The organism is Corynebacterium argentoratense (assembly GCF_021491455.1).
GTDB lineage: Bacteria > Actinomycetota > Actinomycetes > Mycobacteriales > Mycobacteriaceae > Corynebacterium > Corynebacterium argentoratense_A.
This window is the reverse complement of the sequence record NZ_JAKETN010000002.1, coordinates 126,937-146,892: the sequence shown is the minus strand read 5'-3', so window position 1 is coordinate 146,892 and position 19,956 is coordinate 126,937. Positions and strand designations below refer to the sequence as shown.

Sequence of the window (19,956 nt, the reverse complement as noted above, 5' to 3'; positions counted from 1 at the left end):
TGGACGCGAAGAGTCTGGACGCTCGCTAGACGCGGTGGCGACGGCGGGGGCAATGGGTTGCGGCCCCAGCCTAGGATTGCTTTATGCGAGTGCTTAATGTCGGTGCCGCCAGGCGGCTGTCAGCTGTTGCCTCCCTGTGCACGGTGGGGCTTGTCGTGGGTTCATGCGGGATGGTGACCATCACCCCGAAGAACGCTGGGGAACCTACTGCCAGGACGCTGACCGGTCTTCATTTTCGACCAGGATCTCAATCTGGTCGGCCCGGGTCCGCAAACTAATGGGTATTTCCCGGAGAACATCGCGCGGCAGCCGTACACGATCTTCGAGGTGACTCCGGGCAGTGTGTTCCATCTAGAATTTGAGGGGCATGATCCGGATAATTTCCAGGGGGAGTGCTGTCCGACGGTGCGTTACGATGGTAAGTTTTCGGTTGGTCCTGGTAGCGATCTGATCCCGGTGAATCCGCCGCGCGTCACCCCGCTGCCCCGCCCCTAGTACATGTCGTACCGGGGGTTCATGATGGCCTCGATTTCGGTGGTTTTGCTCATCGCCAGGCGCACGAATTCTGCATATTCAGCGATGAGTATTCCTTCATCCCAGGCACGTTTCACTTTGCGGGATTGTGAGCTCAAGTCGGAGGTGAATACGATTCCGATCCCCACTCGGGGCCCGTCGGCAACGATCAGTCCTAGGGATTCCGCGAGCTGCTCAAGTTCTTCCTTAGGGTATATGCAGCTGCTTCCAGAGAAGCCGACCCATTGCAGGGAGTCTACTTTCACAAGCCATTGTCTTGGTTGGTGGATTAGGTTGGCTTCGAGTGCTTTGTCGAGTCCTCCGCAGGGTAGTTCATCGTTGACTCGATACTGTGGGTATTGTTGCCCAAATTTCCTAATGACGCCGCGGGAAAACGGCCCCAGGTAGTAATCCGCGGCCTGGCTACACAAGCCAATTGCGATGTGTTGCGGTTCCCCAAGGACGGTGATGTTGCCTTGACGATCCAGCAAGTAAGCCTCAGGGTCGAAGGGATATCCGGTGTCTGCAGCCCAGTGAATATGGCGTGCTACTAGTTCTTTTTCGTGGGCGAGAACGCGGGCAGCATCGCGGAACGCTGAACGCCCCTTGCCTAATGAGACCTCGTTATCCCAAGCGTGTTCATCCCCACTGGTATTACATACATTGAGTGGGGTGGGTAGGTCTAGGCGTATGTCTTCGTCGCGTTCATTCAGTGCATCCGGGTTGATAATTCTGCGGCCTTGGGCGATTCTGCTGAGCGCTTTGCGGGCGACGCGAGGGCTGGGCGCGAGCCGGATCATGTCTGCTGTGATGCCCGCTGACGCAGCGTCCGGCCCGACGTCCCAACCAGGATTTACAAGTGTGCTGAATTCCTGGTCTGAAAGCACCAGCGCGAGTTCCAGGGGACGGTGGAATCGGGCTCCAAACACTACGCGTACCGCGCCCACCGCTCCGAACCAGCCGAAGGCTTGGTCTCGTTCGCTCAAACGCAGTAGGTCGCGGGTTTGAACGGGTCTGCTAAGACTCAGTTGGTCGAGGCTGTCGATCTGTGCGAGTACTGATAAGAACAAGCCTTGCTCGCATGTGCTCGGCAGCGACCAGCGGAAATTCAGGCCTTCGAGTTCGTACCGGTGTACTCGGGACCGCGGAAGGACGCTGATGGGCTCGATGTCGAATTGGGCGTAGGTACCCCAGTTGTAGCGCCACACGGTGGGCTGAACGTAGTCGATGTGACCGTTGAGCTGCCGGACCGCAATACCCCCATCGCTCATCGCTTGCACCCATCCCACTCCGTAGGACATGCCCAACCCGTGGTCCATGTAAAAACCTTCGGAGTTACGCCCAAAGTAAACAAGCTCACCTAGCGCTAGCGTCAGGGTACGTGGTGCAGGCAATGTGGTGCCGTGGGGTGGGGTTCCAAAAAGCATCGCGTTGAATTCGCGGGTGGTTTTTCCGCGACGCCGGCGCCGCATCACCCGCTCCGGATTACATTTGTCGTCGACTAGCTGTACTTCGAAGCGCCGCGTTTTATCAGAAGAGTCGTAGCAACGCTGGTTGATCTCGTCGATCATCGTGTTGGTGACCATCCCGGCGCGTACTTTTGATAGAAATTCCCCGTATTTGTCGCCGGGCTCCGGGCTAAGGACGATGACTTCAAACCGGGATAGTTTTTTTGCAAGTTCGGTAGTGAGGAAGGCTTCTTGAGCAACGTCTAACCAGTAAACCTGAGCGCTAAACAGGAGGGACTGGGCTATTCCATGAACAACGTTGCTACTGAAGTCTTCTCCGGCGTAGACGTCTTCGTCTATCTCGAAGAAGTCGACTATCGACGTCCCCAGACCGTCAGCTAGCTGCTTTATTTGATGCCGCGTACCACCCAACAAAACAACGTTCACCCCGGCGTCAAGCAGCTGCTTGATTTGGGCCTGCAGGCGGTCGACATTCATGCTTTGAGTATACGGCGGGGGTGGTGCAGCCTAATCCTCCGCGACATCATCACCAATTGACCAATGGCTACCTACACTTTTTCTTCGCGTATACCCAGCAGAGGTCGCAAGCCACCAACACAAGGAGCGACAGCCCGAACAGTGGCGCAAACACCCCGTACGCGACCAAACCCGCGACGAGCAACAGGCCTACGGGTGCAGTCAGCACGCGCCAATCCTTGATCTCGGGTGCGGTTTTGCGGGCTCGCTTCCACCACATCTGGTAACCCTTGAGCGCCACGGCGATGATCCCGATCGCCAACGCCACAAGCAGCAGCTGGTTCGGCAACCCGAACAGCAAGCCCATGTGTGCCTGGATGAGCCAGTAGGTGAGCTTCGCCATGAAGGGGAAGTCCGCGAAGTCTAGGCGCGAGGTCACCTGCCCGTCAGCGCCGCTGACCGTGATGGCGTCGTAGCTTGCTCGCCACGGCGCGCGGGTTTCTTGGGCGATCCATGTGCTTGCGTCGTCTTGGGGCACGTTGAGGGTGATCGGCAGGGTGAGCTCTGTCTTTGCGGCGTCTGCTACCGCGTCGATATCTGTGGCGTAGGGCTGGACAGCGCTGCTCAACGCACTGTAGCTCGGGGGCGTTCCGGCGGGCAGTTCGGCGGCGGGTCGCGGCGTTGCCCACCCGAGTTCCTTGCGGATGGTGGCGATATTATCACCGGCAAACGATGACCACGTCAGCCCCGTGATCGTCAGAAAGAGCATCCCAGCCAGCGCCCACATTCCCAGGGCGCTGTGCGTGCGCATGATGGCCGTGCGTGATGACGCCGCGGTGCTCACCCTGAACATCGCACGCACCCGCTTGTTTCCGCGCTGGACACCCCACCACATCGCTGCGCCGCTGATGGCAAGAAAACCCATCCAGGCGGCCGCAGCCTCGGAATAGATGCGGCCAGGTTCGCCGAGCCAGAGGTTCTTGTGCCCGATGGATAACCAGTGCCGCAGCGGCAGCGCGCCGGAACTGCCGTAGCTGGTGGTTACCCCAAGAACCTCGCCTGTATGAGGGTTGATAAAGACGGCTTCTTTGGTGCTCGGTGGCAGGTTCTCGTCGGCAAAGAGGACGCGGGTGGAGTGCGTGTCATCCTTCGGCAGCCACACGCTGGCTAGGGTTTTTCCTCCCGCTGCTTCTTGGGCGATGGACACCTGTTGGCTCACGCTGAGGTCTGGCGTCGCACCTGCAGCGGGCGCTGCGACGGTGAGCAAGTCGCGGTCGAGCGTGTTTTCCAGTGTCGGCGCTAGTGCGTAGCCCAGTCCGGTGAGGGAGGCGACGATAATCAGCGGTGCCGCAATGATCCCAGCGTAGAAATGCAAGCGCGCGAGGATCGGCCGCAGGCCGGAGCGTTTTCGCCCGGAGGCCACTCCCTCGGTGCGATGCGGGCGCTGCCGACCGCTTGCGTCGCGAGCGTCAGGGTGCGCGGGTTCATCGCGGGTGGGTGGCCCATCGATTGGTGTGCGCGTGTTGGGGTTGTGTTCGTGCGTTGTTAGGGCGTTGCGTGCCATGTGTCCTCATTCATCACAAGTGGTTGCGCAAGGTCACGGCTACCCTGCGGCCCCTTCCGGGGGTGTTCTTCGGTCGCCGTTGACCTTGTTTATGTGTTGTTTTGATTTGAGAACGCGTTCCGAATACAAGTCGCACGGCAAACCGCTTTAGTTCCCGACCCGCATATTTTTGTCGCCCCACTTTGAATCACAGACCGGCAGGGTGTATTATTTTTCAGGTCTCGGCGAGGGCGCCGCCACGCAGAACAGCACCATGCACACCGCATAGCGCACGTACTGCACAATGGTTGCCGTTATCGACGCGATTTGAATCTTTGTAAGCCTGCGAAGACTCGACGAGATATCCGAGTCCTGCGCGGGCTTTCGTTGTTTCACCCCTGGTGGGCTCAGCCCCAGCCACACGGTGTGCGACGTGATGCGCAGGCGACAACGTTACACCCCGGCGGCGTCATCAATGCTGTTCACAGCCGATGCGCACACCGGGAAACTAATACCTGTGAGGAGACTTTCATGTCTAACCAAGCTATCGCCCTTGAGGCTGCCGTCCGTAAGGAATTCGGCAAGGGTGCTGCCCGCCGTGCACGCCGCGCCGGCCAGATCCCCGTGGTCGTTTACGCAAACGAGTTCGAGCCCCTCCACATCCTGGTCGACCGCCTCGACTTCACCGCGATCATCCGTAACCACGGCACCAACGCTGTTGTTTCCCTCGACATTGAGGGTGAGAAGCAGCTGGCCATGATCAAGTCTGTGGACCAAAACGTCCTGACCTTCAACATCGACCACGCTGACCTGCTTGCTATTAAGCGCGGCGAAAAGGTCGAGGTCGACATTCCTGTCGTCCACACTGGCGAGATCGCTGCCGGCGCAATGCTCATGCAGGACGCAGAGACCATCCGCGTTGAAGCTGACGTTATGAACATTCCGGAAGAGATCGTCCTCGACGTTGAGGGCATGGAGATCGGCTCCACCATCACCGCTGGCGACGTTCAGATGCCTGACGACTGCACCCTGGTCGATGATCCGGAGATGCTGATCATCCACGTTGTTGTTCCTGAGGTCGCTGACGTTCCCGAAGAGGGCGGGCAAGAAGACGGCACCGAGGATGACGCCGCTGAGGTCGAGGAGACTTCCGCAGCTGACGAGTAAGCCTTCTTGCGCTTACTCTCCTTTGGGTGTTGACGCCGCGTCTACCGTTTGGTGGGCGCGGCGTTTCGCTGTTTGCAGGCGGGACGCCGGGGCGAGTGCTCTGGTAGTACCGGGTGGGGTGGGCAGGCGGTGCGAACTGGCAGCGCCGGGGCGGCAGCGCCGGGGCGACACAGTCTGCAGTCGGCGACCTGGGCAGGGAGCGGTGCCGTGCCCGGGTTTTGCCAAGCAGGGTGCAGTACTGGGGCAGCAGATGCGCCGGGGCGCACAGTCTGTAGTCGGCGACCGGTGCGGGGGCGATGCCGGTGCCGGGGAGGGCGCACTGGCGGACGCGTGAAAGATGCACTTTTTGGGCAGATTTGCACCGCACGCTCCCATTTCCCCAGGTCGCTCTTCTTAAAGGTGCAAATTTGCCCAAACCAGTGCACGCATCCCGCCCACGCCCCACACGCACCCCGTCCTCAGATGCCCAACCGTACAAAAAACCGGCAGATTTACCTCCCCCTCCCCTATTTCCGCAGGTCACTCTCCCCCAAAACCCAAATCTGCCGGTTTTTGTACTTAGCTCGAAGAATCACAGGAACATGATGCTAAACAAGGCTTGCCCCGAGACCACTTTGGAATCGGGGCAGGCCTTCTGTTGTGAGAGGCTGAGCTACTGAATTGTGCAGTTCTTTACGAATGCATTGAAGCCGTCGAAACCATCACCGATGCCGGTGACGGTCGCAGTTCCTCTAGGAGTGAGAGAGCCTGCACGGTCCAGCTCAGAGTCTTCTGAGCCTGCAGGAAACGCTTGCGATACCGTCGCTCGGCCCATCGAGGGTGAGGTAGTAGCTGCCAAAAGTTTCGTTGACGCTGTCTACTGTGCCGGTGACTTCGAGTTTCTTGCCCTTGTATTCCTTGTCGTCTGCGATCTCATTGGTGTCGTAAGCTGCAACATAATCCACGGCGCTAATTGCGATAGTGGGGGAATCATCTGCGACAGCCTCGGCACTACTGGAGCTGCTGCTCGACGATGCAACACTGTCCGAGACAGAATTCCCGATGGCGGCCAAGCAACCACCGATTCCTAGCAGAAGGAGGATGTCCAATACGAGAGGGATGAGGCAGCCGGGGCGCTTATACCAGGGAGCCTTCGGTGCCTGGACATACACGACCTGCTGTTCGGGATTGGGTTGGGTGGGGGGGATTTTCTTGGCTCATTCGGCCGCACACCTTGCATGGTTTTGTTTACGATGGAGCATCACCCTGCCTATGGTGGACACAGGCATCATGCGGTCAGCGTGTTATGAGCAGCGACCTCGTGATCAAATGGGGCGATACGCTGGGATTTCTCCAGCTTTTATGGAAGACTAGCAGCGATCCCTCCCCCCCCCCCCCCGCCAATTTTAGCGTGCTAAAAACATTAAACCAGCTCTGAGCTGCTATTTTCGCTGCACAGATCGGCACAATTTTACCCCCCGGGGGTACTTTCATATCGGCCCTGCGGTATTCCATAGACTCAATACGCACCGTAGATGACAGCTTGCGCCTGCCCCCCCGGTCCCATTCTCACGTTTGAGACACTGATTCCGCCGATATTTTCACAGATTATGGGAAGATCTACCGCTTATAATTGAGCGTAATTCGCAGGCATCGTTGAGGGTGAGGAGAACCAAGGTGACTGACACAAGAAGCGCCATAGATAAAGCCTTCAGCCTGCTCCGCAGTTTTTCAGCTGAAGACGCGAGCGGAGTCGGAGTAAGCGAACTTGCCCGCCGCGCAGACTTATCGAAATCAACCGCACACCGCATTCTGGCCGCGCTAGTCGAAAACGGTGCTGTGGAGCGAAGCGGAAATGTCTACCGTTTGGGCACCCTCTGCTACGACTTAGTGTCGAACCCCGAGAATGAATATCACAATACCTTTTCGGAATTGTTAACACCCTATCTAGCAGCACTGTTCGAGCAGACTCGCCACACAGTTCACTTGGCATATCTCTATGGTGATCAGGTTTCTTATATCAACAAGCTCTTTACTACTCGCCGGATTTCTTCACCTTCAAGGATCGGCGGACGAGCCCCAGCATATTGCACGGGTGTAGGAAAAGCGATGCTTGCCTGGGACCAGCCCCGAGCAAAATCGGTCGTTGAGTCCGGCCTGCACCCATGGACTCCCTACACCATCACCGACCCCAACGAGTTTTGGGAAGAGCTACAGCGTATCCGTGCCGAAGGCTTCGCCTACGACAATCAGGAAATTACTCTCGGGATTTCCTGCGTCGCTGCACCGATTCTCGGTCAAAATAACGTGCCGGTAGCCGCTCTGTCCGTGTCCGGCTCTTCCGGTGTTTTTCGATCATCTGATTTCATTGGCCCGCTCAAGCGTGTAAGTGCTGCGGCATCTAAAGCAGTACTGGCGGTGCAGCGCAGTCAAAGTAACGGTTAATACTGCAATTCAGATGCTTCCTGACTAGGCTTCACCGAACGGCCCCCTTCCTCGTTTAACACTTAGTAATCCAATAATCGCGCGTAAAACAAGCCACGCTGCGGCGCTGCTCTCTCGCCAGACCCGTGAGTGTAGCGTTCCTCACAGTGGAACACTAGTGAGACATCACCCCATATCCCCCAATAGTATGTGATTCACGCAACCGCACTTTTGAAGGAGGATTTCAGTGACTCACGCGCAACATGACGTTAACGTCACCGGCATTGAAAACCTGATAGACCCGGTGGGCGGCTACGTCTCCGGCAGAATTTTTCATGACGCCGATATCTACGAGCAGGAACTCCAAACGGTCTGGCAAAAAACTTGGGTCTTCCTAGCCCATGACTCAATGCTTCCGAAAAAAGGAAACTACATCCAGACCTACATCGGTGAAGATCCCGTGATTGTCTGCCGACAAAAAGATGGCTCCATAAAAGCCTTTCTGAATCAGTGCCGTCACCGTGGCATGCGAATCTGCCGTGCCGACCGGGGCCTCGCTAAAGGATTCATGTGCTCCTTCCACGGATGGGCTTACGGACTGGATGGCACGCTTCTCGACATTCCACACGAGGACACTGCGTACCCGCAAGGCATGGACAAAACGAAACTTTCAGCTATCCAAGTGCCGCGGATTGAAAACTATAACGGGTTCATCTTCGGATCATGGGATGAAAATATTCCCCCTCTTGAAGAGTATCTCGGAAATGCAAAGTACTACCTCGACGGCTATCTCGACCGCTACGCAGGGGGCATGGAGGCTATTGCCGTACACAAGTGGGTTCTTCCAGCAAACTGGAAGTTCAACGTGGAGCAGCCCACTTCTGACATGCAGCACTCGGAGATCTCTCATGTTTCCGCCGTGGAAGCCTTAGCCTCCGGCTCAGACACCTTCGACCGAAAAACCGGACGAGAGAAGATTCCTACCGGACGCCAGTGGTTCAGCCCCTACGGGCACGGTGGCGCATTCTTCGGCAAGCGTGGAAAGGAAATTCCCAACACTGCCCCGGCTCTCATCGACTGGGAGAACACCGTCCGAGACAAGATCGAGGAACGTCTAGGAGAATTCCGAGAGGTTCGAGGCCATATGAACGTTTTTCCGAACTTCATGCTTCTCGGTAACTACACATTCCGGGTCACACACCCGCGCGGGCCACACGAAATGGAGATTTGGTCCTGGGCGTTCGTGCCGAAGGATGCACCCGAGGAAGTCAAGGAATCAATTCGACTCGATGTAATGCGCACCTTCTCCCCAGCCGGAATGTTTGAACAAGATGATGCTGAAAACTGGGAGGAAATGCAGCACATTCTTAAAGGCGCAGTATCTCGCAAAACAGGATTCACCTACAACATGCGCGGCGTCCCCGTCACCCGAGATGATGACGGATACCCCGGCGGATCAACAGCCCACGTCTACTCCGATAACGCAGCGCTCAACATGTACGGCTTCTACCGCGACATGATGATGGGCTACGACTGGCCCCAACTTAAAGAAATACGCCACGGAGAAGTCGAAGTGGAACAAGCCGACTTCACGGCAGTAATGCCTGACGGCGCTGACTACAAAGCCACCCACAACACCATGGCCAAGTTCGACATCGACACCGAAAACGCAAAAGCCTAAACGACCTACAGACACCAGATAGGAGGACACGCAGACATGTCACATGGACCCGAAACCATGGCACCACCCCCTGGAGAGCACTTCGCAGATTCGAAGGAAACCACAGCCCAAGCAATACTCGAGACACCCACTGCGGCGTCATTAAACAAACACGCCGACGCCGAAACTGAACGCGCCCTGACACGCTTCCTTTTTGATGAAGCAGAACTAGTCGACAACATGGAGTGGGACGCCTGGCTTGAATGCATGCATCCGGACATCTACTACTGGGCTCCAGTTCGAGAAAATCGCGTCTACCGCGAACGTAAACACGAGTTCTATGAAAAAGGAACGTCGGTGTACTTCGAGGAAAACTGGGAATACCTCCGCCAACGAGTCTTCCGACTTCAAACACAAAAAGCATGGGCCGAGGAGCCAGCATCGCGATCCCGACACCTCGTGTCAAACGTCCGAGTTGATGCACGCGGAGACGGGCACTTCGATGTTCGATCTAACGTCCTCGTCTACCGCAGCCGCGGAGAGCGCTACCAAGATCACATCACCTACGAACGGCGCGACATCATCGTTAAAGACGAGACAGCGCCCCTTGGGTTTCTCGTGCTAGAACGCGAAATCCGTTTCGACATGGCAACGATCCTTATTAAAAACCTATCTCTTTTCTACTAAGGAGTAACACCATGAGTGAAGTAAAACTCGGACGCATCGGGGTGGTCGTCTACGACGTAAAGTCGGCAATGGAGCACTACACCAAGGTATACGGAATCACCGACTGGTCTGTGGAAACTATCGAAGAGAACAACGCAGTGTCCCATGATCGCAAAGGAATTAAAGCATCCTGGACCTCCGCAATTGGCTCAACCTCTAACATCACTTTCGAACTGGTGCAGCCACTGTCCGGCGAATCCCCTTTCATGGAACACCTGCGAACCAAAAGGGAAGGAATTTGCTTCCTCCGGGTAATCACCGATCCCACTCGGCCTTCCTATGTCAAGCGCTGCTACGTGGGAGGGGGCCGTAGTTTCTACGACACGAGGGAGTACCTCGGAGGATTCTTGCTCGAAATGAGTACCGACATGGATGAAAGGCCCGAAGCTGTTGAAGGCATCCTCCCTACTCAAGGGATATACCATTTCGGAGTCCTCGTTCACGATGTACTCAAGGCCCTCCCCTTTTACCGAGATATCTTCGGCATCGAGCGATTCGAGTGCAAAACCTGGGAAACCGGCTTTGGGCGTTTGGACGATTCAATGTACCGGGGCGAAAAGGTCGACCACGGCTATTTCACTGCTCAAGGCCACTGCGCCGATTTCGGCTTTGAAATAATCCAATGCAACCACGGCCCCTCGCACTACAACCGTGAATTCTTTGACATCCGCGGGCCCGGTATTCACCACATTTTTCCCTGGATGGTAGCGACCCAGGACTACTCGACACCGGTAGAAGCCGAAGCTGCGTGGACTAGGGTCATCGAGCTCATGAGCGATGAAGGTATGAGCCTATGCATGGGTTCGCCTCTGCGCGGTGGTGCAGCTGAATTTGGATATTTCGACACTTTCGACAATCTCGGTGGCTATCTCATCGAAGGTGTAATCCGACGAGAAGCTCCCGCTGAAGAATTCGCTTCACCCGACTGGGTTATCGAGTATTAGGGAGCCATGACGATGATCCGAATGGTAGTAGAGTCCGCGTCTGATCTAGAACTGCACCGCAAGGTAGCAGCGCTATATGCGCACTACAACGCTACGGTTTACCGCAGCCTAGCTGAGGGCGAGGAAAAAATCTACGCGTTCACTCTGTTATTTCCAGACGAGGCCGCGCTCGAAACCTTTCTTGCCGAAGCACCCAATGGCCCAGCAGATGAACTGCTCCGCCACGCAACGATTGATTGCTATATCCAATCGTCCTATGCGTTGATTGACGGCGTCTGGACCCCGACGGATGCAATCCAGGATTCCCGCATCATGTGGCCGGGGAACTCCCCGGTGCGAATAGTCATCGAAACTGCCTGCGAAAACAACCCTGCAATGTACGCGATGACGAGCGAGGAAATCAGCCAAACTCGGGCAGAACCTGGATGCCTGCAATACGCCTGGTACGAGGACGTCGACCGCCCCGGAGATCTTCTTCTTTTGGAGCTGTGGGACAACCAAGTAATCTACGACGCTCATTGGTTTGGCCGCATGAAAACCTCTGATTACCGAGGTGATTCTGGACGCAAGCCCTCACCCCGCCAACGGGGAGAAGTATCCCGTGAGTTCTACCGACACCAGCCATTTGAGTACCACTACGGCCGGCTCTTACCTGCCGACACAGCCCACTACTCGCACACCGTGACCTGGGGCGCCCAATAAACGCCTTATATGCCCGACACTTCACTACGACATTAAGGAGAACCCATGCCTCCCGCAGTATCCCCACTTACCCAAGAGTCTGTAGATCCGAAAGAAAGGCGCCGTGCTGTATGGTCCAGTTTCCTAGGCGCAACCGTAGAGTACTACGACTTCCTCCTCTACGCCGCAGCAGCAGGACTGGTTTTTCCGAAGCTATTCTTCAACAATCTTGATGAAACTACTGGAACGACGCTGTCCTTCTTAATCCTCCTGATTGGATACATTGCGCGCCCAATTGGATCCGTCGCATTTGGACACTTCGGAGACCGCTACGGACGTAAAAATGTTCTAGTCATCACGCTCCTGACAATGGGACTAGTATCCGTCGCCATCGGATTCATGCCATCATCGGCTGCTTTTCCGCTTGCCCCCTGGCTGCTAGTTTTACTCCGAGCAATCCAGGGTGTCGCTGTCGGTGGCGAATGGGCGGGTGCGACCCTCATGGCCATGGAGCACTCTGAACAAGGCAATAAGGGCTTCGGTGCGTCACTCGCCATCGCTGGTGGACCTGCTGGCGCTGTCCTGTCGACGCTTGTGCTTTCTATTTTCGCCAAGGCTTCAGGTGCCAACTTCGCGAATCCTGAACAGTATTTCGTAACGGACTGGGGCTGGCGCGTACCGTTTTTACTGTCGGCCTGCATCGTCATCTTCGGCCTCTATCTACGCAGCCGCGTTACCGAATCTCCCGAATTCGAAGAGGCGCGTCGCCGTGGCGACGTTCACACCGGTGTTCCACTGGTCAAGATGCTGCGCGACTCACCCAAGGACCTACTCCTGGGCACCCTAGCCGGTATGTCCGGGCTGTTTGTCCAAGGTCTGCAGGCTTCGTACATGGTTCCGTTTATCGTTCGTTCTACAAAGGACTCCGATCAGCCAATCGAACGTGCAGATGCTCTCATGATGCTTACTATCGGATCGATCATCGCGATCTTCGTGATGCCCTTCCTGGCTTGGCTGTCCGATAAGTATGGGCGCCGGACTGTCATGATCAGTGGTGGCATCGTTTCAATTGCGGGTATTTGGATCGTGTTCCACATGATCCAGACCGGCCATCCATCCATGGTGTGGGCAGGTATGATCCTCATGGTCTGTGTCGTTCAGCCTGCGCAATACGGCCCCATTGGCGCCTTCCTATCCGAAAAATTCGACGCCGCGCATCGTTACACAGGCGCGGGAATGACTTTCCAAATGGCATCCATCTTGGGCGCGGGTACAGCTCCCCTCATCGCCAATCGAATAGCACCCCCAGGATCAAGCCTCGACCCAATAGCTTGGTGGGTAAGCGGCCTGTTCGTTATCTCTTCGGCAGCGATCTACTTCTCGCGAGAAACTGCTCACCGTGAGAGCCACGAAGAACGCTTCGAAGAAACCGCCGTGTTTAAAGCCTAATTTCATTCAGGCAGGTCATCTCCTAGCCGTCATGATGCAAAAGGACACTTGCCTTTCCTCATGACGGCTTTTTAAGTTTTCAGTATTCCTGTTAATCCACAAGAGAGCGCGAACGCTTGAAGAACACAATGTGCTCATAAAAATGTCCCCGCTAGCTGGGCTCTGTTTAGCCAGTCCAACTAGCGGAGACAAGATCAGCCATGTGACCTGTTTATTTTCGCCTATTTTTTGATAGGTGGAACCGTGTAGGTGGTGACTACCTTAGCCAAAATGGCACCAGTGTCTTTGGAAAAAATCTCCGTATCGGTCACAATGACCATCTTGCCGGCACGCACAATGCGGGCCTTGGCCACGGCATCGCCCTGGCGAATGTTGGAGACAACGTTGACGCTGGAACCAACCGCAAGCGGGAACACTCCCTTCGGTACCTGTTGCATGGCCAGCCATGTGCCCGCGACGTCAGCAAGCCCGAAAAGTGCTGGAGCTGAAAACATCCCAGCAGGCTGGGTGATTTCTTTAAACAGCGGCATACCAACTTGGACTTCGTACTCGTCGCCTGATATCGGGTAGAGGCGTAAAGAAATCGCGACGTCATCAACCTTGGAGTAAAACTCGTCCCATTGCGTCAGGAAATCGCTCATGACAGCTCCATTTCATCGATTTCACATGGCTGGCTTGCCACCCAATCCGGTTCCGCCACCATTAGGGAGTACGCCTCGTGATCACGGGTCTGCACGTCCACAACGTAGCGCAGGCCGGCCTCCTCGCAGGCAGCGATTTCTTCCAGGTTGTCCTCTGCGGCAGCCACAATCACGCGGCGGCAGTCGGGATGTTCAGCGAAGCAGGAGGCAATGTCAGTACGCATCTGCTCCACTGGGCCGTACTCTGCCACGCGATCGCTGACACCGTAGGGGTAGGTGTGGCGCAGCGGGCTGGCAAGGATCGATACTGTGCTAGGCATTGGCACCCCCTGCCATTTCTCGGACCATCTGGCGGATGGCGATCTTGTTAACCTTGCCGGCAGAGTTGCGTTCAATTTCGTCCACGATGATGACCTTCTTTGGCAGCTTGTAGCGTGCCAGGTGGCGTTCACAGTGTTCACGTACAGCGTCGAGAGCGAGCTTGTCGGCAGCGCCGTTTTCTGGCTGCAGCACGGCGACCACGATCTCACCCCACTTCTCATCCGGCAGACCAACAACCGCATTTCCCAGAACCCCGTCGAGCTCGGCGAGCACTCGCTCTACTTCAGCAGGGTAGACATTCTCGCCACCGGTGATGATGAGGTCCTTGAGGCGATCGACGATATAGTAGTAGCCGTCCTCATCGCGGTGGCCGAGGTCACCGGAGTGGAACCAACCTGCGGTGTAGGCCTTTTCGGTTGCCTCTGGGTTGTTCCAATAGCCAGTAGCCACGTTTGGTCCACGTACCCACAACTCACCGGTGACACCTGGCTCCGTGACATCCTCACCGGTTTCAGGATCGACGAGCTTGATTTCGGTGTGGGGCATTGGAATACCGCAGGAGCCGGTTTTGGCTTCCGTCATGCGCGCCGGCAAGTATGTGGCAAACGGTGAGGTTTCAGTGAGGCCCCATGCCTGTTGTACGTTGACGCCCTTGTCCATGTAACGGCGGATGAGCACGGGTGGGACTGGGGCTCCTGCGCAAATGGTGGCACGTAGGGTGCCCATTTTGGCGTCGGCAAAGTTGGGGTGTGCATACAAGGCCTCCAGCATGGCAGGAACCAGGAATGCCGAAGAAATACGGTAATTTTCCAAATCTGACAGCACTCGCCCAGGATCGAAATGCCGATGCACCAGCAGCGTATTGCCACGAAAAAGACTACGAATTGCGAAAGAATTCAAAGCCCCAACGTGGAACAGTGGAGCCACAGCCAGAGTGACGTCACCCGGGCGAGTATCCACCATGGTGTCCACGTTTATAGAATTCCACCATAAGTTCCCAAAGGTAAGCTGTGCTCCCTTTGGCAGGCCGGTGGTACCGGAAGTAAACAACAGCAATGCCAGGTCAGACATTACCATCGGGCGCGGCTTTGCCACGTGGCTAAAGTCCTTATTCGGGGTGACATTCTTGGAGGTCTTGGACCAGTAGAGCGGAATGTCGACCTCGGCTGGTGCGTGCTGATCATCATCGACGACTACAACGTGGTGCTGTTCGATGCCATAGATGTGGCGAGCCATCTCGACGAATGGGCCTTCTACCACCACAGTATGCGGAGTTCCCTGCATAAGTAGCTGGGATACTTCGGGTGCCGATAGGCGGAAGTTGAATGGCATGAAGGTGGCCCCCACCCACCAGCTTGCCAACATGGCATAAATGAAGGAGGTGGAGTTCATACCCAAGTAGGCAACGCGGCTCCCCTGTCGTACACCGGAAGCATCAAAATGCGCAGCCCACTTCTTAATACCCTCTTCGAGTTTGGCGTAGGTAATTGGCTCGTCTTCGTAGACGATGGCGACAGTATCTGGGTGATACTGCGCATGACGGTGGATCTGTGCGCAGGGATTGACGTCCATGTTTTCTGCGCTGTGCTTGACTCCCGTGACAATCACAGGTGATCACCTCCTGCTGCTTGGTGGAATCCGCGGGCGGCGATTCCGCCATCGCAGTTAATAATGGCGCCGGTGATATTGCCGGCTTCGTGTCGATTGGCAAGCATGACGTACGGACCGCTGAATGCGAGTGGCTCCGTGGAAATATCATGCAGTGGGATATAAGGATTGGAGTTCTCCCAGCGGTCGATGCTGTCGGAGAACTTACGGGAATCAAGGCCGAGGGCTTCTGGGCCGCGTAGATCAGTACGCATACCGCCTACCGCTACGCCGTTGACGCGAACTTTGGGCGCAAGTTCGTGAGCGAATTCCAGCATTAGGCCGCGGTCGGCGAATTTACTGGCGGTGTAGACCGGGCCTCCACCTGCCGCGTAGAAGGCTGCGTTGGACAACGTCATGATGATGTTGCCTTCGCTTTCTATAAGGTGGCGCCAGGTTGCCTCGACGGTGAGCAAATAACCTTTGACGTTAATTGCAAAGAGTTCGTCAAAGAGCTCACCCATTTCTTCCCCATTGAGTCGGGTTACGGAACGGTTGTAGTCCCAGATGCCCGCGTTGGGGATGACGGTGTCGAGTCGACCAAAGGTGTCAATGGCCTTATCGACAGCCGCGTGCAGCTGCGCGCTATCACGTACATCGGCCGCCACAGCAAGTGCATTATCCGGGTGTGGCAATGCACGTGCTGTTTCTTGAGCCCTGTCCAGATCGCGATCGAGCAACACTACATTCTGGCCGAGCTCATTGAAGCGGAAGGCCAGCGCTGCACCCAGCCCGGAGGCTGCTCCTGTGATCAGTACGGTTTCCATAGTTATCAGAAGAAGGTTGAGATGTTCTTGCTTGGCAGCACATTGATGTCGAGCAGGATGCGGCGGTCGAAGATCTTGTAGCCGTCCCCGCTTGGCCGCAGCAGATCAGTGCGGGTACCGGCGAAGAGATCACGTTCGCGCTCAAGGCGGGTGCGCCACACTAGGAAGTTGGTGCGTGCCTCCAGCAGCTCGTTGCCCTCCCCGTCCTTGGCGTGTCGCACGCTCAAGTTGGTGATGAGGTGGCGGGTGCGCGAAGGTGGATCCTCCGCCCAGGCCATACCGGAGTCGAAGCGGCGAATGCGCCAGGCCAAGGAGTCCTTGGTCTCGTCATAGAAGGCTGCTTCGTCAGGTCCGGCGATAGCAAGCGCTTGCTGGCGGCGGGTGCGGTTCGTGCGGGTGGGCGCCCAGTAGTAGAGGTCGTCGTCGAAACGCTCCAACCAGTCCACGTAGCGGCCTTCGTCGAGAAGATCAGCTTCCTCGAAGTAGAACTGCTGCAATTGGTAGTAGTGGTTGATGTCTACCAGCTCACCAACGGTGACATCGTCTTTACGCAAGTAGTCAGTCATGGTGATTGCTCCTTATTTGGCCAGCTTCTTCAACGGCACAGCAGGATCTGCCAGTGCCTCTGGATCTGGAGTCAGGCCACGGTCGATGATTCGACGGGCCGCACGCACAGCCATGCCGTCGTTGACGCTGGCACAGCCAGCCATGCGGCCGTCGTTACGCATCCGGAAGGCGATGGCAGGCTTGCCGTCCGCATCCGGGCGGATGATGGTGGTGCCTGGTGCGCTCATGGAACCGATACCTTCGACATGTGCGCCGTAGCGGTCGGTCCAGAACCAGGAAGCACCGTGTTCTGGCAGATCAGCACCCATAATGGAGGCTGCTGCGGTCTGTGCCTCGTGCACTGCGGATTCCCAGTGCTCGTGGCGCCGCTCAAGGGAACCATCCTCATTGCGAAGGCGGGCGCAGTCACCGACTGCCCACACCTTGTCGAGGCTGGTGCGCTGTTCATGGTCGACGAGGACGCCGCCATCGCACTCCAGCTCAGCGGACTGAGCCAGTTCCTCTTCAGCGACAATGCCTACGGCCAGCAGAACCTGGTCAGCGTCAAGAGTGCGCTCACCATCGATGTGCAGGCGATAGCCGTTCTCAGCCTTTTCTAGCTTGGTGGTCAGGCCGCAGATGTGCTCGACACCGTGCTCAGCATGCATGCCGTGCAGACGGGTTGCGATCTCTTCACCGAGGGCAGGAACCAACGCAACTGGTGCCGGATCGATGAGTGTGACCTTTGCGCCGAGGGCCTGCGCGGAGGATGCGACCTCTGCGCCAATGAGACCAGCACCAACGATTGCGAGGTGAACACCCTTGCCCAGTACCTTCTTCAGCGCCATGGCATCTTCGGTAGTGCGCAGGACGAAGAGTCCTGGATCGTCGAAGCCTGGGGTTGGAAGGTTGCGTGGCAGACCGCCGGTGGCAATCACGAGGTTGTCGAATTCCTCAACCGAGCCATCGTCAAAGTGCAGCTGGCGGGTTACTCCACAGATGCGGGAAACGTGTGCCTTCTTAACGTTGACGTTGTGCTCTTCGTACCAGGAGCGGGATGCCAGGAGAAGCTGCTCGGCGTTCTTTTCGCCGGAGAGAATCTCCTTAGACAGTGGTGGACGATCATAAGGCAGACCGTGTGGGTCGACTATGGTGATGTCGTCTTCGTAGCCGCGCGCACGCAGCTCCGATGCAACGGTGAATCCACCGATGCCGCCGCCAATAATCGTGGTGCTCATCTAATCAGGCCTCCTTATTCTGCGTCTGCTGGGGTACCCGGGTAGAGGTAGATATCCGCGCCGCGGATCTCCAGCTTGTGGGTCTTGACGTCCTCCACTGCCGGCATGCACAAAACCTTGCCGGTCTTCAGGCAGAACTTGCCGGCGTGCATTGGGCACTCGACTTCGTTGCCTTCAATCCAGCCGTCTGCCAGGGAGGCGACTGCGTGGGAGCAGGTGTCGTCGAGGGCGTAGAACTCGTCGTCTTCGGTGTGGAAGATGGCGATTGGGGCGCCGTATCCGGTGACATCGTCGTCGATGACGATTGCTTCCTCTTCGTCGATGTCGTTGATGGTTGCGACCTTGATTGGCTCAGACATTGTGGGTTCTACTCCTTGTTTTCGTGCCAAGCGGGGGTGGACATGAGTTCGCGCCAACGGCGGTAGACGGCGCGACCAGCAGCATCGGAGTACAGCTCCGAGGTGGTGCCGGGGAAGCCTTCTTCGTGCTTTTCGGTGCCTAATCCCATCTGGTAGTTCAGCGCCGTGTTTCCAACCATGAAGGCGTGGGCGTTGGCCTGGCACTCAGACCAGTTCTCTCCGTCGTCTTGCTCGAAGATTCCGGATGGCCCGAAAGTACGTAGGTTGTACAAACGCTGTGCGTGACGGACATCCTCCGGCATTCCTTTATCTAAGACAGTCCAGGACCAGACCTCCATCTTGTTTGGTCCCTTTGGGTGCCAGACACGGATGGAGCCGTTGACCGGAAGGTAAGAAAAGTTCGGAAAGATGGTGGCATGGCCATTGGTTAGCGGACCCATTACCTGCTCAGGAGAAAGACGCTCGCGCAGGAATTCGTAGTCATAGTATTCGTGGACAGGCTGAGCATCGAAACGATTGCGCGGGTGAACTGGGAAGCCCGCACCGTTACCGTGATCGTCGTTGTACTGACGCCCCGTGCGCTGCGCGATTTCCTTCTTTGGCCCCTTGCCTGTTGGGGACAGAACCATCAGTGCCGAAGCGTGGGACATGTTCACGTGGTACCAGTCAGTAGCGAACTGCTCCGCAGCAAGCTTCCAGTTTCCGTCGAGCACCCACTTAGTGACGCCACCAACAACACAAGTGCCCTCAGGGTCGCGGTCCATAAATGCATCGATGTACCACTTCATATCCCCAAGTGCATCCTCGAGAGGTTCTGCGTCTGAATCCCAGTTAGCAAAGATAAGGCCCTTGTAGCTTTCAACGCGTGGTGCCGTGACCAGCCCCCAGTCTGCTGGGTTAAAGTCCGATGCGTAGGACTCCTGCGCAGGCACGTTAATCAACTTGCCGTCAAGGTCAAAGGTCCATCCGTGGTAGGTGCAGGAAAAGTTCTTGGTCTGACCCATGTCGGCACGGCAGACGCGGGCGCCACGGTGACGGCAGTTGTTCAGCAGGACGCGGATTTCCTTCTTCTTGTTCATGCATGCGATGACTGGGTCTTCCCCCATGTAAGTCTGGAAAAAGTCGCCGGGTTTCTTGAACTGATCCTCATGCGCGATGAAGAGCCAACTCCGTGCGAAGATCCGCCGCATCTCTTGGGAGTAAACAGTTGGATCGGAGAAAATTCGACGATCGACTAAGCCCCCGTCGGGATCAACCATGCCCGATACATCGATTACCGGGTCGATTCCTTCCGGACGCGTCAAACCGCCTCGAGGCATTGGGTTACCTGGAGTACACAACCTAAATCTCCTTTGTGTCGCTTATACCTATCGGAACTAAACTGTGCCCTATCTCACGCTAATGTTCCATGTGGGGTTCCATCTAG

Annotated in this window: 18 protein-coding genes; 7 read left to right on the top strand and 11 right to left on the bottom strand. The window is 56.6% G+C overall.

The window, feature by feature from the left end:
- Positions 1-491: 491 nt before the first annotated feature.
- Together L1C91_RS03125 and L1C91_RS03120 are read right to left on the bottom strand one after the other, a co-directional pair.
- The gene (locus tag L1C91_RS03125) at positions 492-2,459 is read right to left on the bottom strand and encodes a hypothetical protein (protein WP_234857984.1); all 1,968 of its coding nucleotides are present in this window, start codon (positions 2,457-2,459) and stop codon (positions 492-494) included.
- Positions 2,460-2,526: 67 nt separating this feature from the next.
- The gene (locus tag L1C91_RS03120) at positions 2,527-4,002 is read right to left on the bottom strand and encodes a PepSY-associated TM helix domain-containing protein (protein ID WP_234857983.1); all 1,476 of its coding nucleotides are present in this window, start codon (positions 4,000-4,002) and stop codon (positions 2,527-2,529) included.
- Positions 4,003-4,512: 510 nt separating this feature from the next.
- Here L1C91_RS03120 and L1C91_RS03115 point away from each other — a divergent pair.
- A complete protein-coding gene (locus L1C91_RS03115) occupies positions 4,513-5,148 on the top strand; it encodes a 50S ribosomal protein L25/general stress protein Ctc (protein ID WP_234857982.1) in 636 nt (211 codons plus the stop codon).
- Between the two features lie 761 nt (positions 5,149-5,909).
- Here the strand turns inward: L1C91_RS03115 and L1C91_RS03110 are convergent.
- Positions 5,910-6,299, bottom strand: coding sequence for an OB-fold putative lipoprotein (locus tag L1C91_RS03110; RefSeq protein ID WP_234857981.1), 390 nt, complete (start codon positions 6,297-6,299; stop codon positions 5,910-5,912).
- Between the two features lie 505 nt (positions 6,300-6,804).
- Between L1C91_RS03110 and L1C91_RS03105 the strand changes: the two genes are divergently transcribed.
- The 6 genes from L1C91_RS03105 to L1C91_RS03080 all read left to right on the top strand — a co-directional run bounded on the left by L1C91_RS03105 (position 6,805) and on the right by L1C91_RS03080 (position 13,011).
- Entirely contained in the window at positions 6,805-7,572 is a 768-nt protein-coding gene (locus L1C91_RS03105) for an IclR family transcriptional regulator (RefSeq protein ID WP_234857980.1), read from the top strand.
- A gap of 226 nt (positions 7,573-7,798) precedes the next feature.
- Positions 7,799-9,232 (top strand): aromatic ring-hydroxylating oxygenase subunit alpha, encoded by a 1,434-nt coding sequence (locus L1C91_RS03100; RefSeq protein WP_234857979.1) that lies wholly within the window; start codon positions 7,799-7,801, stop codon positions 9,230-9,232.
- 36 nt (positions 9,233-9,268) lie between these two features.
- Positions 9,269-9,898, top strand: a complete 630-nt coding sequence (locus L1C91_RS03095; RefSeq protein ID WP_234857978.1) for an aromatic-ring-hydroxylating dioxygenase subunit beta — start codon at positions 9,269-9,271, stop codon at positions 9,896-9,898.
- An 11-nt stretch (positions 9,899-9,909) separates the two neighbouring features.
- Positions 9,910-10,881, top strand: a complete 972-nt coding sequence (locus tag L1C91_RS03090; RefSeq protein WP_234857977.1) for a VOC family protein — start codon at positions 9,910-9,912, stop codon at positions 10,879-10,881.
- 6 nt (positions 10,882-10,887) lie between these two features.
- A complete protein-coding gene (locus L1C91_RS03085; protein WP_234857976.1) occupies positions 10,888-11,583 on the top strand; it encodes a putative quinol monooxygenase in 696 nt (231 codons plus the stop codon).
- 45 nt (positions 11,584-11,628) lie between these two features.
- Positions 11,629-13,011 carry an MFS transporter gene (locus L1C91_RS03080; RefSeq protein WP_234857975.1) on the top strand — a complete coding sequence of 461 codons (1,383 nt, stop codon included), beginning with the start codon at positions 11,629-11,631 and terminating at the stop codon, positions 13,009-13,011.
- A 221-nt stretch (positions 13,012-13,232) separates the two neighbouring features.
- On the opposite strand, the gene L1C91_RS03075 is transcribed toward L1C91_RS03080, so the two are convergent.
- Genes L1C91_RS03075 through L1C91_RS03040 form a run of 8 tightly spaced genes read right to left on the bottom strand, consistent with a single transcriptional unit; the run spans position 13,233 to position 19,849 of the window.
- A complete protein-coding gene (locus L1C91_RS03075) occupies positions 13,233-13,652 on the bottom strand; it encodes a PaaI family thioesterase (RefSeq protein ID WP_234857974.1) in 420 nt (139 codons plus the stop codon).
- Positions 13,649-13,972: a hypothetical protein gene (locus L1C91_RS03070; protein WP_234857973.1), complete on the bottom strand. Its 324-nt coding sequence runs from the start codon at positions 13,970-13,972 to the stop codon at positions 13,649-13,651. The genes L1C91_RS03075 and L1C91_RS03070 overlap by 4 nt, the downstream gene beginning before the upstream one ends.
- A complete protein-coding gene (locus L1C91_RS03065) occupies positions 13,965-15,581 on the bottom strand; it encodes an acyl-CoA synthetase (protein WP_234857972.1) in 1,617 nt (538 codons plus the stop codon). Before L1C91_RS03065 ends, L1C91_RS03070 begins: the two co-directional genes overlap by 8 nt.
- Positions 15,578-16,387, bottom strand: a complete 810-nt coding sequence (locus L1C91_RS03060) for an SDR family NAD(P)-dependent oxidoreductase (protein ID WP_234857971.1) — start codon at positions 16,385-16,387, stop codon at positions 15,578-15,580. The genes L1C91_RS03065 and L1C91_RS03060 overlap by 4 nt, the downstream gene beginning before the upstream one ends.
- A gap of 5 nt (positions 16,388-16,392) precedes the next feature.
- On the bottom strand, positions 16,393-16,953 hold the full coding sequence (locus L1C91_RS03055; protein WP_234857970.1) for an aromatic-ring-hydroxylating dioxygenase subunit beta: 561 nt from the start codon (positions 16,951-16,953) through the stop codon (positions 16,393-16,395).
- A gap of 12 nt (positions 16,954-16,965) precedes the next feature.
- A complete protein-coding gene (locus L1C91_RS03050) occupies positions 16,966-18,171 on the bottom strand; it encodes an NAD(P)/FAD-dependent oxidoreductase (protein WP_234857969.1) in 1,206 nt (401 codons plus the stop codon).
- A 14-nt stretch (positions 18,172-18,185) separates the two neighbouring features.
- On the bottom strand, positions 18,186-18,530 hold the full coding sequence (locus L1C91_RS03045) for a bifunctional 3-phenylpropionate/cinnamic acid dioxygenase ferredoxin subunit (protein ID WP_234857968.1): 345 nt from the start codon (positions 18,528-18,530) through the stop codon (positions 18,186-18,188).
- A gap of 8 nt (positions 18,531-18,538) precedes the next feature.
- Positions 18,539-19,849 carry an aromatic ring-hydroxylating dioxygenase subunit alpha gene (locus tag L1C91_RS03040; RefSeq protein WP_234858183.1) on the bottom strand — a complete coding sequence of 437 codons (1,311 nt, stop codon included), beginning with the start codon at positions 19,847-19,849 and terminating at the stop codon, positions 18,539-18,541.
- Positions 19,850-19,956: the final 107 nt, after the last annotated feature.

What these genes read in the sequence shown, in the direction of transcription:
- L1C91_RS03125 (WP_234857984.1), bottom strand. Translation starts at nt 2,459, where the DNA reads ATGAATGTCGACCGCCTGCAGGCCCAAATCAAGCAGCTGCTTGACGCC.
- L1C91_RS03060 (WP_234857971.1), bottom strand. Translation starts at nt 16,387, where the DNA reads ATGGAAACCGTACTGATCACAGGAGCAGCCTCCGGGCTGGGTGCAGCG.
- L1C91_RS03095 (WP_234857978.1), top strand. Translation starts at nt 9,269, where the DNA reads ATGTCACATGGACCCGAAACCATGGCACCACCCCCTGGAGAGCACTTC.
- L1C91_RS03045 (WP_234857968.1), bottom strand. Translation starts at nt 18,530, where the DNA reads ATGTCTGAGCCAATCAAGGTCGCAACCATCAACGACATCGACGAAGAG.
- L1C91_RS03080 (WP_234857975.1), top strand. Translation starts at nt 11,629, where the DNA reads ATGCCTCCCGCAGTATCCCCACTTACCCAAGAGTCTGTAGATCCGAAA.
- L1C91_RS03055 (WP_234857970.1), bottom strand. Translation starts at nt 16,953, where the DNA reads ATGACTGACTACTTGCGTAAAGACGATGTCACCGTTGGTGAGCTGGTA.
- L1C91_RS03115 (WP_234857982.1), top strand. Translation starts at nt 4,513, where the DNA reads ATGTCTAACCAAGCTATCGCCCTTGAGGCTGCCGTCCGTAAGGAATTC.
- L1C91_RS03090 (WP_234857977.1), top strand. Translation starts at nt 9,910, where the DNA reads ATGAGTGAAGTAAAACTCGGACGCATCGGGGTGGTCGTCTACGACGTA.
- L1C91_RS03120 (WP_234857983.1), bottom strand. Translation starts at nt 4,002, where the DNA reads ATGGCACGCAACGCCCTAACAACGCACGAACACAACCCCAACACGCGC.
- L1C91_RS03040 (WP_234858183.1), bottom strand. Translation starts at nt 19,849, where the DNA reads ATGCCTCGAGGCGGTTTGACGCGTCCGGAAGGAATCGACCCGGTAATC.
- L1C91_RS03050 (WP_234857969.1), bottom strand. Translation starts at nt 18,171, where the DNA reads ATGAGCACCACGATTATTGGCGGCGGCATCGGTGGATTCACCGTTGCA.
- L1C91_RS03085 (WP_234857976.1), top strand. Translation starts at nt 10,888, where the DNA reads ATGACGATGATCCGAATGGTAGTAGAGTCCGCGTCTGATCTAGAACTG.
- L1C91_RS03070 (WP_234857973.1), bottom strand. Translation starts at nt 13,972, where the DNA reads ATGCCTAGCACAGTATCGATCCTTGCCAGCCCGCTGCGCCACACCTAC.
- L1C91_RS03075 (WP_234857974.1), bottom strand. Translation starts at nt 13,652, where the DNA reads ATGAGCGATTTCCTGACGCAATGGGACGAGTTTTACTCCAAGGTTGAT.